The organism is Bacillus sp. AF62 (assembly GCF_050312695.1).
GTDB classification, from domain to species: Bacteria; Bacillota; Bacilli; order Bacillales; family Bacillaceae_G; genus Bacillus_A; species Bacillus_A cereus.
The window spans coordinates 1-15,180 of sequence record NZ_JBNPJZ010000012.1 but is presented as its reverse complement, the minus strand read 5'-3'; the positions used below and the strand labels follow the sequence as shown (position 1 = coordinate 15,180).

The window sequence follows — 15,180 nt, the reverse complement described above, 5'->3', positions numbered from 1 at the left end:
GTCAAAGTATGAATACAAAATGACCAAATCGGTTTTACATTCAATAATAACAAATATATATGAAATGTCATAAAAAATACAAGTATTTTCTCTTGGAAATACTTGTATTCCTAAAAAAAATCCTCACAGCTTTTATTCTCTGTGAGGATTTCTTCTATTATATATCCAATTGAACCTCTACACCGAAATGATCTGAAATTACATTTCTGTTTGTACCATTAAAAATAACTTTTGAAGAATGAACTTTTTTACTTTGGTTACACAATATTAGATCGATTCGCAAATTATGTTTATTTTCATCCCAACCAGCAATCTCGCCTTGGACAGTCGTTCCTTCATCCTTCTCTATTGCTAATTCATATGTGTCATACAACCCTTTTTGCATCATATACTCATAACCTTCGCCTTCCAAGCGAGCATTGTTATTAAAATCCCCCATTAAGAAGGCTAGCTTATTGCTATCTACACGCCCCATCAAACGATTGATTTGACCTTTGAATGACTCTTCTTCATCATTCCACCAACCGAGATGGCAAGAGTAAAACGTTATATCTTTACCATTATAAGCAATTGTTGTACTTACAATTTTACGTGTTTTCCAATACGTTGTATCCTCGTTTTCTGAAATGAAGAACGTATCTTCTTTTATAATATTATGCTTCGTTATAATCGCTAATCCTTCTTCATACACGTCATAACCAATATGAGAGAAATCCCAAGTAATATTGTAATCTTTTACATGTAGTGCTTTTAACTCTTCTAATAGTAAAAGTCCAAAATTATCTTCTTTCTTGTTACCGCATACATTTTCAGCTTGTATGGACTGACTTACTTCTTGCAATGCGATGACATCGTACTCTTCTTCTTGAATTACTTTAGCAAGGTATTTTATCTTTTCTATTTGATTCTCTTCTTGCCAAGAATGACAGTTTAAAGTTAGCAATTTCATATTATTACGCACCTAACATATCTTGAATGTCTGACTTTAATACGTCAGCTTTCGGACCATATACTGCTTGTACACCTTTATCTTTTACAATAAGCCCTAAAGCACCATTTTGTTTCCACTGTGCTTCTGGTGCAACAACATCTAAGTCTTTTACTGTTACACGTAAGCGTGTCATACAAGCATCTACGTCAGCAATATTTTCTTTTCCACCTAATAAATCGATAACTTTTGTTGCTAATGAACCATCTTGTACATTTCCTGTTCCTTCTGATGCCTCATCTTCATTATCAATATAGTTACCTGCACGCCCTGGTGTTGGTAAGTTGAATTTTTTAATTAAGAAATTAAATAGTGTAAAGTTAAGACCGAAGAACACTAATGAAACAATAACAAAGTTGATTAAGTCTCTTGTTAAACCTGCGTTAACCATCATTGGTGTACGAGTAATTAACTCAATAAATCCGAATGCATGAACACGTAAGTTAATTAAATCAGCTAGTGCGAATGCAAGTCCTGTTGTAATAGCATATACAACATATAATACTGGAGCAATAAACATGAACATGAATTCAATTGGTTCTGTTACACCTGTTAAGAATACTGCTAATGCTGCTGATAAAAACATTGGTTTATATTTTGCACGCTTTTCTTTATCAACGTTACGGAACATCGCAAATGCAATCCCCATTAACGCTGCTGTTGAGCCGATAACTTGTCCAGCTTTGAAACGAGCTGGTACAACGTTATTTAATAAATCGTTATATGCCTTCGTATCTCCATTTGCTAATAAATTATTTAAATCTGTAATCCATGCAAGCCATAATGGATCTTGTCCTGCTACAACTTGTCCAACTTTTGAACCAGTTAGCATCGTATATGTTCCGCCTAGCTCTGTATAGTTCATCGGAATCGTTAACATATGGTGTAAACCAAATGGTAATAATAAACGCTCTAACGTTCCATATACAAACGGTGCAACAACTGGTGCACTATCTTTTGAAGCTGCAATCCAGCGGCCAAATTCATTTAACCCACTTTGGATGAATGGCCATAGAAATGATAATACAATCGCAGTAACTGTAGACCAAAGAATTACAACGAATGGTACAAATCGTTTTCCATTAAAGAATGCTAATGCCTGTGGCAATTTATTATAGTTATAATATTTGTTATATAGATTAGCTCCTAAGAAACCTGTGATAATCCCCACGAAAACTCCCATGTTTAATGCTGGTGCACCAAGTACAGAAGTAAAGTAATCTTTTACAAGTAAATCTCCTGCTATTACTGAAGAAACTGTCGCTTTTGAATCCGCTAACATTTGAGCGTTTACGCCAAATATAGCTCCTGTAATTCGGTTTGTTAAGACGAATGCTAATAGCGCTGCAAATGCACCACCTGCACGATCCTTCGCCCAAGATCCCCCAATTGCTACTGCGAATAAGATGTGTAGATTTGTAATGATTGCCCAACCGATGTCTTCCATTACGCGAGCGATTGTATGAACTGCGTTAACATCCCCAGCAGACATACCAATTAACTTACCGATGGAAATCATTAAACCAGCTGCTGGCATTACGGCTACAACAACTAATAACGCTTTCCCGAACTTTTGCCAAAAATCAAAAGAAGTAATTTTCATCTGTTCTTCCTCCCCTTTATTTATAACAACATAATGATTTAAATTATAATTTCTGTTCCCTTTATGAAAACGATTCCTTATGTTACTTTATTTTTATCTTTACGCAACCGTTTTCATAAATCTATTTTAATAAAAGCGTTTTCACTTTGCAATAGAAATTTATTTTTTTCATAAAAAAAGATGCTCAAAGAGCATCCTTTTTTATTATGAAATGCGATAAACCCTTGTTTCATAAGGTTTTAAAGCAATTGTTGTTACTTCTTCATGTTCTGCAACTTCATAGTTATTTAAAAGCAAACGTTTGCGTTCTAGTGCAAATGAACCCTCATTATACACAGCTTCCTCTTTTGAGATATTACTAATTACAATGACTTTTTCATCCTGTAACGTACGTGTATATGCATAAATTTGTGGATCGTCTTCTAAAAGTAAATCGTACGTACCATAGTTCAGTACATCGTGCTCTTTTTTCAGGGCAATCATTTTCTTATAGAAATTGAAAATAGACTTTTCTTCATTTTTTTGCTTCTCAACATTAATTTCTTTGTAATTTGGATTCATGCTAAACCAAGGTGTACTTGTTGTGAAACCAGCATTCATCTCATCATTCCACTGCATAGGTGTACGTGAATTATCGCGGCAAGAAGCCCATACAATCTCCATCATATCTTGATGTGGTACGCCCTCTGCAATTTTCTCGCGATATAAATTTTTAATTGCTACATCATCGTAATCTTCAATATTTGGTAACTGAACATTTGTCATACCAATTTCTTGTCCTTGATAAATAAACGGTGTACCGTGCATAAAGAAATACATCGCTCCTAGAGCTGTTGCACTTTCACGCCAATATTGTTTGTCATCTCCCCATGTTGAAACGATACGTGGTTTATCGTGATTCTCAATATATAAAGCGTTCCATCCTTTATTTTCTAATCCTTTTTGCCATTTCGTTAATACTTTTTTCAATCCTACAACATCAAGGTCTTTCTTCTTCTCTGCATCCCATAAACTTAAATGTTCAAACTGGAATACCATATTGAACTTACCTTGCTCTTCTCCAACCCAAAGCTCAGCATCTTCAATCTTAACGCCATTTGCTTCACCAACAGTCATAATATCGTACTTAGAGAATGTATTTTCTTTTAGCTCTTCTAATAAAGGTTGAATACCTTTCACATTCATATGTTTATCAAAAGATGGCACATATTTTAACTCCTTTGGATTTGGCATATCCTTAAGGCCTTCTTCTTTTTTTATATGACTGATCGCATCAACGCGGAAACCATCAATACCTTTATCAAGCCACCAATTAACCGTATCATATAGTACTTCGCGAACTTCTTTATTCTCCCAGTTCAAATCTGGTTGTTTACGTGAGAATAGATGTAAATAATATTGTTCTGTTTCTTCATCATATTCCCATGCCGAACCATTAAAAATACTTTCCCAGTTGTTTGGCTCCACACCATCTTTACCATCATGCCAAATATACCAATCACGCTTCGGATTATCTTTAGATGAACGTGATTCAATAAACCATGGATGTTCATCACTCGTATGATTAATAACTAAATCAATAATAAGCTTCATATCACGCTTATGAACTTCATCTAGTAAAGCATCAAAGTCTGCCATTGTACCAAACTCATCCATAATATCTTGATAATCACTAATATCATAACCATTATCATCATTAGGCGACTTATACATTGGACAAATCCAAATTACATCTATACCTAAGTCTTTTAAATAATCCAGTTTTGCAATAATACCTTGTAAATCTCCAATACCATCACCATTTGAATCCATAAAGCTTCGTGGATAAATTTGATAAGCAACTGCTTCTTTCCACCATGTCTTATTCATAGTCCTTCTCTCCTTTTGCATCCCATCAGAATTTTATGCAAACGTTTTCGTAACACTATCATAACAAAATATGAACAGTTTGCAACTGTTTTCATTGAACTCTATGTAGATTCTTTATTCTTATGCTTTATTTATTTCTCACAAAGGTAAATCTCATTCTCCACCTCTCCTTGTCCACGCGTATTACAGACATTTTTCATATATTAATAAAAAGCTCTGATTATTTTGGAAAGGAGTAAGAAATTGAAGCAAACAAAATTAACAGGTCGTATCGTTGTTCCCACAGATCCTGACTACGACGTAGCCCGAATGAATTTAAATTTAAGTATTCCAAAACTCCCTTGTATTATTGTTTTTTGTCAAAATAACAAGGATGTATGTAACGCCTTAAAATGGGCACGTGAACGTCATATACCATTTCGGTTAAGAAGTGGACGTCATAGCTATGAAAATTTCTCTCTTTTAAATAGAGGACTTATTATTGATGTGAGTGAAATGCATCGCATTACTGTTAATACAGAGAAATTAACAGCAACAATTGAGGCTGGTGCAAATCTTGGCACTGTTTATAAAGAACTTTGGAATTACGGTGTTACAATTCCTGCTGGTACAAGTGCAAGCGTTGGAATTGTTGGATTAGCACTTGGCGGTGGTATTGGTATGCTTTCACGCTTATTTGGATTAACATGTGATCAATTAATGGAAGTGGAAATGGTACAAGCGTGTGGAAAATTTGGTGCAAAACTCATTCGTGCAAATGAACAAGAAAACTCTAACCTTTTTTGGGCATGCCGTGGTGGCGGTGGTGGAAACTTCGGAATTATCACTTCCTTAACTTTTCGAGTCCACCCCGTAAAAAATGTATCAATTTTCTCAATTACATGGGAATGGGAAGACTTTATTGCTGCATTTCAAGCGTGGCAAAACTGGGCACCTTATATAGATGAACGTCTCACTTCATCGATCGAATTATTCGCCAAGCAACGAAATAAAATCGAAGCACAAGGCGAGTTTGTCGGTTCTCCCTCTGAACTCCATTCCCTATTATCCCCTCTTCTTGAAACTGGTAGCCCCTCTCTCTTTATAGAAGAAGTTCCTTATATAAAGGCTGTTGAATTTTTTAATGGCGGTAACATCCCTGAAAATTTCAAGCGCTCTGGTTCCTATGTCTATAAACCTATTTCCCTTAAAGGCATTCAAATCATGCAATCCTTTCTTTCTCATGCACCAAATAAAGATGCTAGTATTTGGCATCAATCGCTCATAGGTGCTGTTGAAAATATTTCGCCGAATGAAACGGCTTATTTTCATCGTAAAGCAATTATTGCTCAAGAATACATTACCTCTTGGAAATGCGATGATGAAGAAAATCGAAATATACGCTGGGTTAAAGGTTTACGAGAAAGCTTAGATCCTTATACACTAGGTGACTATGTGAACTGGCCCGATATCGACATTAAAAATTGGCAAACTAGTTATTATGGCTCTAACTTTCACAGATTACGTAAAGTAAAAACCATGTATGATCCTTGTGATGTTTTTCATTTCCAACAAAGTATTCCTCCTTTTCATACGTGAAAAAAGGGGATAACATAAAAAAATCATCCAATATACCGTTACCTCGCAGTATGTTGGATGATTCAAGTTGATTTTCTATATCGTTTCAAATTCTTGCTCCTACTCATAAACTTTTACTTACAGATTAATTGTATTTCGTATTATTTTCATGCAATGAATGTAATTTAATATTTGGTACTTTATCTTGTTCAATACCTCTATTATAAGAAACAGGAACTTGAAATTCAAATTGCTTTGTCTCATGTTTTTGTAAATAGACTGGTTTCGGTACTGGATAGCTTTTTGAATTCTCGTTTGCATTATCATATAAAACAACTTTTAATGCTTGTGAATGATTACGATAATTTTTTAAAGTAACAATGCACTTCGGTTGGATATTCTCTCCATTTTTCTCCATTCTACACTGGCTATCTTCTTTTTTATATTCTATTGCTTCTACCCCTGTTTTTCCTGCGTAATACCATGTTTTATTCAATGTCTGGAGGATTGTATTTAAAATAAACGGCATCATTACAATCAAAATACTAATGCCTACTACTTTTATCTTATTCATTTTTCTAAATGCACTAGACTCCTTTTTTCCTAGCCATTTTAAAAATAATATAAATGCAAGTACATGTAGTATGAAAGAAACAATCAATATATTTGAGACTTTATAATCCATATAAACATACGTATGTATCGGAACCTTATAGACATTGAATAGTTTTTCCCCAATTAATTCATTATCATTTGGAATTTTTAATAATAACAAAACCCCTATACTGTAACAAATAGCTACTAATCGATCATACTCAATACGAATCATTCTTTCTCCCCTTCACTTTGTTTTTTATTATCGATTTTAGCTATTATTACCATACTATACAATCTTTTTATAGAGGATAACGTAAAAAAGTTCCTTATAAATATATAAAGAACCTTATTAATATACATTATGAATTAAAAAATCAATATACAATTTTCACATAGAGATTTCTTCAAAATATGTTGGATTGTGTATTGTAATTTTTTTATCTAAAATTGTAACAATGCTATCATTTTTTAATTGTTTTAATACGCTGCTAACTGTCTCTCGAGATGTTCCAGATATTTTGGATATTTCAATTGTTGTAAGTGGACATGAAATTACAATCTTTTCCCCACTCTGTTCTCCTAAATCCTGCATTAAATAATTTAACGTTTGGATAACACGATCTTGTGCATTAGGAATTGTAATATTTTGCACTCGATTTTCATTCAATTTTAATATAGATGATAATTGCTGAACAACGTACATCAATTGCGTTCTGCTCGATTTTACCATATCTTCAAAGATTACCGTTGGAATATAATATACCTCCACATCCGTCATTGCTTCTGCTGTATAGTTATATCCTCTGTCTGTAAACATACCACCATAAGGAAAAATAGAATACCGCTTTACATAGTCATCGTATAATAAGTTCCCATTTTGATTAACCCGCTCTAACTTTACAAAACCATCTAACATGAAGTAAATTCTTTCCCTTGAATCCCCTTCTAAAAATAAAAATTGACCTTTTTTATAAGTTCGCCAATAAACAAACTCTGTTAAGCCTTTCAATTTTTTTTCTGTTAAATGAGCAAATAATTCGAACTGCTTTAAGTCTTTCACTACGTTCCGTCTATTCACAAAATTCCCTCTCTCTTGCTGTATGTTGGAGCGAAAAATCAAGAAAGCGTATTCAATTTGAATTTTATCATAATTAACTTATATATTCAGATTTCATCATGAAAACTTTATGAACAATGAGTACAAAAAATATTAATAAATAAAAAGAATGAAGTTATTAACCTCATTCTTTTTTTTACTATTAAGTAGCGTACATAATAATTTAAACATACATGCATACATTCTGTTTTGAAATAATAGTACCAGCTTTTTCTTCTAGTGCTTCATATACTTTTTCTAAAGACGTAATAATTGTTTTTCTTTTTGGATTTGTATTAACAAAATTAATAGCAGCTTCAATTTTTGGAAGCATGCTTCCCGCAGCAAATTGTTGTTCTTCAATATATTCTTCTAATTGATTCACTGTGACATGCTCTAATTTTTTTTGATTCGGTTGATTATAATTTACATACACATGATCAACTGCAGTTAAAATAACGAGCGTATCGGCATCTACTAATTCTGCTAATTTCTGCGCAGCGAAATCTTTATCGATAACCGCTTCAGTTCCTTTTAACCCTTCTTCGGAATCAATTACTGGAATTCCACCCCCGCCAACAGCTATCACTATGTTTCCATCTTCCACCAAAGAATTAATCACTTTATGTTCATGAATACTTACAGGCTTCGGTGATGGAACAACACGTCTCCATCCTCTACCAGCATCTTCTTTAAACACTGCTTTTGTTTCATCCATTAATCTTCTGGCCTCTTCTTCTGTATAAAAAGGACCAATTGGTTTAGTTGGATTTTTAAATGCCTCATCTTTTTTATCCACAACAACGCGCGTTATAACCGTTGCTACATCTTTTTGTATATTCCGTTTTTTTAATGCCTTTTCAATCGCATTTTCCATCCAATATCCAATCATCCCTTGGCTCATTGCCCCACAAGTATCTAATGGCATTGCAGGTGTCTTTTCCGTTTCTGCAGCTTTTTGCTGTAATAAAATATTCCCCACTTGTGGGCCATTTCCATGCGCAATTACTATATCCACATCATTTTCCATTATTTTCACAAGTTGTTCCGCTGTTTTTTCCAACGCTTCTTGCTGCGCTCCCGCAGTAGCTTCTCCAGACTGTATCGCATTTCCCCCTAGTGCAACTACAATTTTTCTTCGTGCCATATTTCAGCCCTCCAGTTCATTTCGCTTTCACAGCGCTTTATAAAGTAATACTGCCTGTAATTAATCCATAAATCGCAAAGAATGCTAAAGCACCAATTGCTACGGATGATGCTAATTCCACTCGAGTAAATATTTGCTTCGAACTCTTTTGCTTTTGAACATTGTAAAAAATAAAAATACCTGGCGCATATAAAGTCATTGTTAATAATAAATACTCTAAACCAGCTGCATAAACTAACCACACACCATAAATACTTGCTATCAAACCAATTATTATATTTTTATTTCGATCTACTTCTTCAGATTTTAAGCTATGCTTCAGTTGATAAAATGCTGAAAAAGCATATGGAATTAAAATGGCTGAAGATGCTAAAGAGAATGCAAAGTTATACGCCTGATCAGAAACGACGAATGTTAACAAGAATATTTGAATTAAACCATTTGTTATCCATAATGAATTTACTGGAGCCTTATTTTTATTTTCTTTTGCGAACCATTTTGGAAATACTCCATCTTTAGCGGCTAAATATGGAATTTCAGAAGCGAGCAAAGTCCAACCTAACCAAGCACCTAATACAGAGATGACCAAACCTAAATTTATAAAGATAGCACCCCATTTTCCAACAACACTTTCAAATAAATAAGCCATAGCTGGATTTTTCAAACCAGCAATATCTGCTTGCTGCATAAGTCCAAGAGACAATAATGTGATTAAAATGTAAATGATGAGTGTACCAATTAAGCCAATAACCGTTGCTTTCCCTACATCACTTCTATTTTTTGCTCGACTGGATAAAACAACAGCCCCTTCTACCCCAATAAATACCCATAGAGTTACAAGCATTGTACTTTTAACTTGGCTGCCAACTGCTCCCCATGAAAAAGAACCAGTTTGCCCCCAAAATCCATCTAAGAATGTATCAATATGAAACGCGAAGATTCCTATGACAATAAATACAAATACAGGTACTAATTTTGCGATTGTAGTTACTAAATTCACAAGTGCTGCTGATTGAACTCCACGTAAAATTAACATGTGAACACACCACAATAATACGCTTGCACCAATAATGGATTCTACATTTTGACCGCCTTCAAAGATCGGGAAGAAATATCCTAATGAAGAAAATAATAATGTACCGTAAGCTACATTCCCAAGCCAAGCAGATAGCCAGTATCCCCACGCACTATTAAATCCCATAAAATTACCAAACCCTGCTTTTGCATAGCTAAAAATACCACCATCTAAATCTGGCCGTTTTACAGTTAGATTTTGAAAAGATAATCCAAGTGCAATCATCCCAATTCCTGTTATAACCCAGCCAATAATAATGGCTCCAGCACCAGCACCTTTTGCCATATCACTCGCTAAATTAAAGGCTCCACCGCCAATCATAGACCCAACTACAAGAGCCGTTAGTGTAAACAACCCTAATTTCTTATCTTCACCCATTCCACTCACCTCTCTTTAATTGCAATAACAATACAAAAGCAATAGTGAATGATAGTGTCTAAAGGAGGAGAAAGAAGAAAGGAAGACTCCCTTTCTTCTTTACTCCATGTTTCCTAAAGTAGCTGCCATAACCGCTTTAATTGTATGCATTCTATTTTCAGCTTGATCAAATACTTTTGAATGTTTACTGCGGAATACTTCGTCAGTTACCTCCATTTCTTTCAACCCATATTTCTCGTAAACTTCTTCGCCATACATCGTTTCAACATCATGAAATGCAGGTAAACAATGTAAGAAAATCACGTTTTCATTCCCTGTTTCTTTAATCATTTTCATATTTACTTGATAAGGTCTCAATAACTCGACACGTTCAGCAAATTTTTCTTCTTCCCCCATAGACACCCATACATCTGTATAAATTACATCTGCATTCGCAACAGCTTCTTCCACATTACTTGTTATCATTACCTGTTCATTATATTTTTTTGCTAAATCAATTACTTCTTGTGCAGGCCATAAAGATTCTGGTGTGCAAATACGTACATCCATTCCAACGATTGCTCCACCAACTAGTAAGCTATTAGCAACATTATTTCGTCCATCTCCAACGTAAACGAGCTTCACATTTTTCAACTTCCCTACATGTTCTCTAATTGTTAATAAATCTGCTAGTGTTTGTGTTGGATGCCACATGTCTGTTAATCCATTCCAAACTGGCACACCAGAATTTTGTGCTAAAGATTCTACAGTCTCATGATTAAATCCACGAAACTCAATTCCGTCAAACATACGCCCTAACACTTTTGCTGTATCCTCTACGGATTCTTTTTTCCCAAGCTGAATATCACCTTTCCCTAAATATTCAGGATTCGCCCCTAAATCTGTACATGCTACTGTAAATGCACAGCGCGTACGAGTGGAGGTTTTTTCAAATAAGAGCGCTACATTCTTATCTTCTAAATAATGATGCGGGATACCATTTTTCTTTTTCTCTTTTAATTCTGCTGCCAAATCTAGAAAATATAACAATTCTTCTTGTGTAAAATCTTTTTCTGCTAGAAAGCTTCTTCCTTTTAAATTTGGTCTAGTCATTAACATACTTCATCCCTACTTTCTCCGTTATTTATACTAAATATCTTTACGAACAATTGGCATACTCATGCAACGTGGACCCCCACGACCACGAGATAATTCCGAACTTAGCACTTCAATTACTTCTATACCGTGCTCCCGTAATAACGTATTGGATACATAGTTGCGATCATATGTAACAACTACACCTGGTGCGATTGCTAATGTGTTCGAGCCATCATTCCATTGTTCACGAGCAGAAGCAATTACATCTCCTCCTCCACATGGAATAAGAACTAATTCACTTAAGCCTAATACCTCTTTTAATGCTTCCATTAAAGAAGTACGATGTGTAATTTTAAGAGTTTCCTCATCTGATCCTTTTTCTAAAATATAAATATTCATATTCCCTTTTGGCCCTTGAATGGCTGGATGAATTGTAAACTTGCCATAATCAACCATTGTAAATACTGTATCTAAATGCATAAATGCTCGGCATTTTGGAATTTCTATTGCTAACACTTTCTTAATTTTATTTTGTCGGCTAAAGAGATTTTTAGCTAAACGTTCAATTGCTTTAGCTGAAGTACGAGCAGACACTCCAATCGCAATTGTTTCTTCATTTAAAATTAGCTCGTCGCCACCTTCAATTGGAAATTTATAATCACGATCTAACCAGATTGGTACATTATGTTTTGCAAATCTTGGATGATACTTGATGATATACTCCATGAATAATGATTCACGTCTACGCGCTGGTTCTCTCATCTTATTTATCGTTAAGCCATCGCCCACGCTAGCTGCTGGATCACGAGTAAAATATAAATTAGGCATTGGATCTAAGTAAAACGGATAATGATCTTCCATTAATTCATATAAATGTGTCTTCTTACTTGTTTCAATTTCGCTTTTCCGTACACCGCCCATAATTTTTTGAATTAATTCTTCATTTGAAAAGGAAAGTAAATATTCTTTTAAAGTTTGATGTGCAACATTTACGTCGGCCTGTCCTTCTTTTAAAATACGATCAACAAATTCTTCTCGAAGTTTTTTATCTACTAACGCCTCAGCGGCTAGTTTTTCTAAATAAAGAACTTCAACACCCCGATTGCGTAACGTTTGTGCAAAATAATCATGCTCTTTTTGAATAATTGGTAAGTATGGAATATCATCAAATAATAATTGCTGCAAATAATCTGGCGTCAAATTTTCCACTTCTTTACCCGGTCGTTTTAATAAAACCGTTTGTAATTCCCCAATTTCTGAAGTAACATGTATCGGATGTTTCATTTGTTGTACCTCCTTTTAAATATGTTTGATGTCTTACAAGTACATAATAAATGCTCTGCACTTTTATCTTTGTGAAAGCATCCACATTATCATTGTGAAATATTAAACAAGTTATTTTTTTAAAATCATACGAATTTGTATTTTTATAACAAACTCTCTCGCTTTTTCAATAAAAAACACATATATTACGCATATATATTGAATATTCAACTTCCGTATTTAAACAAAAATCCTGTTTTTAATTTTATTAAAAACAGGATTTTTGCATCTAAATAATTAAATTTAATCTTTCTTCTATAATCTCCCTATCTGATTTCGACTGTGAAATTATAAGGCATGTATCATTTCCACATATACATCCTATTTTTTCTTTCCAATCTAACTCATCAAATAAAACACCAATAACATGTGCATTACCAGGTAATGTTTTAATAACCATTAATTGATCTACACAATCAATTTTCACAACAACTTCTCGTAATTTTTTCTTTAACTTTATATCAGTTTGTAAATGCTCTTCTGAGAAAACTTTATATATCATTAATCCTTCTTGAGAAGGTACCTTCGTTAAGTTTAACTCACGAATATCGCGAGAAACCGTAGCTTGTGTTACTAATACATCTTTTTGGGCTAACAATTCTACTAATCTTTCTTGCTTATCTATTTCATACTCCTTTACAAATTGTTTAATTAACCGTTGTCTTTTTTCTTTTTTCATAAAAGACACCCCTTTTAATATTATAGCTCGCTATAATTTTCATCCGAAAGGGACAGAAAAGAATGTTGCGGAAACGTTCATAGTTTCACTGTAAATATTAAACCAAACTAAATAAAAAAGAGAAGAACAGTATTCTGTTCTTCCTTTTACATTGAAAATCGTTCAATTGTTTGTTTCAAATCAGTTGCTTGCTTCTCTAAATCCTTTAATAATTGATCGATTACTATCATATTTTTAGACTGTTGTAGCGTCACACGCGCCACTTCTTGCGAACCAGCTGACGTTTCTTCAGCAATTGCTGCTACAGCTTTTGTTTGTGCTCCTGTTTGATGAATGTGGCTCACTTGTTCATTCATATAACTACTAATTTGCTGAGTTGCATCGGCTACTTCCATAACACTTGATGACATTTCTTTTAAAATTAATTCCGTAGCTTCCCCACGTTTCGCCTCTTCTTTAGCTATTTTCACTTGTTCTGTCATTTTCATTGCAACTTGTTGTACTTCATCTTGCATATTCCGTAATAACTGAGATATGTTTCTTGCAGAATGATCACTTTCATCAGCAAGTTTCCGTACTTCTTCCGCAACAACCGCAAAGCCTCTTCCATGCTCTCCTGCGCGAGCTGCCTCAATAGAAGCATTTAGTGCTAATAAATTCGTTTGGCTAGCAATCGCACTCACAACAGACACAATATGTTCTACTTGTTTCATTCGTTCTTCTAACTTCTGTACATTTTGCATTGAATCTTCATTTTCTTTTGCCAATGTTTGAATACCTTGAATTAAAGACGTAAAGACACGAGTACTATGCCCTAAAGCTTGAACCATTTCTGAAGACAACGTATCAGACTGCTTCGCTTTTTCTTCTACTTCACTTGCAATAGACGTCGTTGTATCAACAGCAGAAACAATTGCTTGAATTGATGCCGCTGATTGCTCAGCGCCTGAAGAAATCTCTGCAAGTGTCTCAGATACACCTTGCGCTTGTCTCGTTGCTTCGCCTGTTTGTTTTCTAATCTGCTGTACTTGATTATTTGTATACGAAAATGTTGTATCAATATTTTTTACCATGCCCCTTAAGTTTCCTAACATCATATTAAATGCAACACTTAAAGATTTAATTTCATCATCTGTCTTCGGTAATGGAACATCTTCACGAATATCACCCTCAGCTGCTTTTCTTGCCGCTTCCTCTAACTTGCGAAGCGGTTTAATTAAAAATACGGCTGCTCCATATGCTAAAATTCCAGACCATACTACCCCTAATAACATAACGATAATATTATATACAGTTTGACTTACATAACTTTGAAAATAATCGTATATCACGTAAATAAAAAAGATACTTGTTGAATATGTAATGAAAGCTAAAACTGTAGTGAATAGCATAAGTTGTGTACGTAATCCAAAAGAAAATGTTTTCCTTTCTTTTTCCATCTTCCCTTCCCCCTTTTTATAAGTAATATAAATACTACCTATATATTATTATCCATATTTTCATTATAGAAGGATATAGGGATTTTAAAAATTATTATTTCTTTGAATACCAAATTGCACGAAAAAAATAAAGGATTCTGACAATTTATGACTAATAACAGAAATAAGGGGCAACATTTGTAAAATATATTTTTAACTGGGGTTTTGTATGATTCAAGTTCGAAATCTAGTAAAATCATTCGGTTCACTTGATGTGTTAAAAGGAATTGATTTAGAAGAGGGTGTTGCAAAACTCATAAATATCCAAAAATGAATGCATAAAGAAACCCGTTTTCCTGGAAGAATGATAGTA

Annotated in this window: 11 protein-coding genes and 2 pseudogenes; 1 reads left to right on the top strand and 12 read right to left on the bottom strand. The window is 34.1% G+C overall.

Going from position 1 to position 15,180, the window contains the following annotated elements; genetic code table 11:
- Positions 1 to 157: 157 nt before the first annotated feature.
- The 3 genes from ACQRBL_RS01915 to ACQRBL_RS01905 form a co-directional block, all read right to left on the bottom strand.
- Positions 158 to 949: an endonuclease/exonuclease/phosphatase family protein gene (locus tag ACQRBL_RS01915; protein WP_071731322.1), complete on the bottom strand. Its 792-nt coding sequence runs from the start codon at positions 947 to 949 to the stop codon at positions 158 to 160.
- 4 nt (positions 950 to 953) lie between these two features.
- Entirely contained in the window at positions 954 to 2,591 is a 1,638-nt protein-coding gene (locus ACQRBL_RS01910) for a PTS transporter subunit IIBC (protein WP_000705566.1), read from the bottom strand.
- Between the two features lie 204 nt (positions 2,592 to 2,795).
- Complete coding sequence (locus tag ACQRBL_RS01905; RefSeq protein WP_411996127.1) at positions 2,796 to 4,460, bottom strand: glycoside hydrolase family 13 protein; 1,665 nt, start codon at positions 4,458 to 4,460, stop codon at positions 2,796 to 2,798.
- Positions 4,461 to 4,703: 243 nt separating this feature from the next.
- Between ACQRBL_RS01905 and ACQRBL_RS01900 the strand changes: the two genes are divergently transcribed.
- Positions 4,704 to 6,038, top strand: coding sequence for an FAD-dependent oxidoreductase (locus ACQRBL_RS01900; protein WP_000814894.1), 1,335 nt, complete (start codon positions 4,704 to 4,706; stop codon positions 6,036 to 6,038).
- Positions 6,039 to 6,162: 124 nt separating this feature from the next.
- Here ACQRBL_RS01900 and ACQRBL_RS01895 read toward each other — a convergent pair whose 3' ends face one another.
- From ACQRBL_RS01895 to ACQRBL_RS01855, 9 genes and pseudogenes are all read right to left on the bottom strand, one after another.
- Positions 6,163 to 6,846 carry a hypothetical protein gene (locus tag ACQRBL_RS01895; RefSeq protein ID WP_000619195.1) on the bottom strand — a complete coding sequence of 228 codons (684 nt, stop codon included), beginning with the start codon at positions 6,844 to 6,846 and terminating at the stop codon, positions 6,163 to 6,165.
- Positions 6,847 to 7,002: 156 nt separating this feature from the next.
- Entirely contained in the window at positions 7,003 to 7,692 is a 690-nt protein-coding gene (locus ACQRBL_RS01890; protein ID WP_001081906.1) for a Crp/Fnr family transcriptional regulator, read from the bottom strand.
- 202 nt (positions 7,693 to 7,894) lie between these two features.
- A complete protein-coding gene (gene arcC / locus ACQRBL_RS01885) occupies positions 7,895 to 8,857 on the bottom strand; it encodes a carbamate kinase (RefSeq protein WP_000113953.1) in 963 nt (320 codons plus the stop codon).
- A 37-nt stretch (positions 8,858 to 8,894) separates the two neighbouring features.
- Positions 8,895 to 10,310, bottom strand: a complete 1,416-nt coding sequence (gene arcD, locus ACQRBL_RS01880) for an arginine-ornithine antiporter (RefSeq protein WP_000503413.1) — start codon at positions 10,308 to 10,310, stop codon at positions 8,895 to 8,897.
- A gap of 99 nt (positions 10,311 to 10,409) precedes the next feature.
- Entirely contained in the window at positions 10,410 to 11,408 is a 999-nt protein-coding gene (gene argF / locus ACQRBL_RS01875) for an ornithine carbamoyltransferase (RefSeq protein ID WP_000930283.1), read from the bottom strand.
- A gap of 30 nt (positions 11,409 to 11,438) precedes the next feature.
- Positions 11,439 to 12,671, bottom strand: a complete 1,233-nt coding sequence (arcA, locus tag ACQRBL_RS01870) for an arginine deiminase (RefSeq protein WP_411996126.1) — start codon at positions 12,669 to 12,671, stop codon at positions 11,439 to 11,441.
- Positions 12,672 to 12,939: 268 nt separating this feature from the next.
- On the bottom strand, positions 12,940 to 13,389 hold the full coding sequence (gene argR, locus ACQRBL_RS01865) for an arginine repressor (RefSeq protein ID WP_000711831.1): 450 nt from the start codon (positions 13,387 to 13,389) through the stop codon (positions 12,940 to 12,942).
- Positions 13,390 to 13,535: 146 nt separating this feature from the next.
- Positions 13,536 to 14,108 (bottom strand): annotated as a pseudogene (locus ACQRBL_RS01860) (methyl-accepting chemotaxis protein); the annotation flags it as partial.
- Between the two features lie 417 nt (positions 14,109 to 14,525).
- A pseudogene (locus tag ACQRBL_RS01855) lies at positions 14,526 to 14,663 on the bottom strand (HAMP domain-containing protein); the annotation flags it as partial.
- Positions 14,664 to 15,180: the final 517 nt, after the last annotated feature.

Coding starts and splice junctions, on each gene's coding strand:
- ACQRBL_RS01895 (WP_000619195.1), bottom strand. CDS start 6,846: ATGATTCGTATTGAGTATGATCGATTAGTAGCTATTTGTTACAGTATA.
- arcC (WP_000113953.1), bottom strand. CDS start 8,857: ATGGCACGAAGAAAAATTGTAGTTGCACTAGGGGGAAATGCGATACAG.
- ACQRBL_RS01905 (WP_411996127.1), bottom strand. CDS start 4,460: ATGAATAAGACATGGTGGAAAGAAGCAGTTGCTTATCAAATTTATCCA.
- ACQRBL_RS01915 (WP_071731322.1), bottom strand. CDS start 949: ATGAAATTGCTAACTTTAAACTGTCATTCTTGGCAAGAAGAGAATCAA.
- ACQRBL_RS01910 (WP_000705566.1), bottom strand. CDS start 2,591: ATGAAAATTACTTCTTTTGATTTTTGGCAAAAGTTCGGGAAAGCGTTA.
- arcD (WP_000503413.1), bottom strand. CDS start 10,310: ATGGGTGAAGATAAGAAATTAGGGTTGTTTACACTAACGGCTCTTGTA.
- arcA (WP_411996126.1), bottom strand. CDS start 12,671: ATGAAACATCCGATACATGTTACTTCAGAAATTGGGGAATTACAAACG.
- argR (WP_000711831.1), bottom strand. CDS start 13,389: ATGAAAAAAGAAAAAAGACAACGGTTAATTAAACAATTTGTAAAGGAG.
- argF (WP_000930283.1), bottom strand. CDS start 11,408: ATGTTAATGACTAGACCAAATTTAAAAGGAAGAAGCTTTCTAGCAGAA.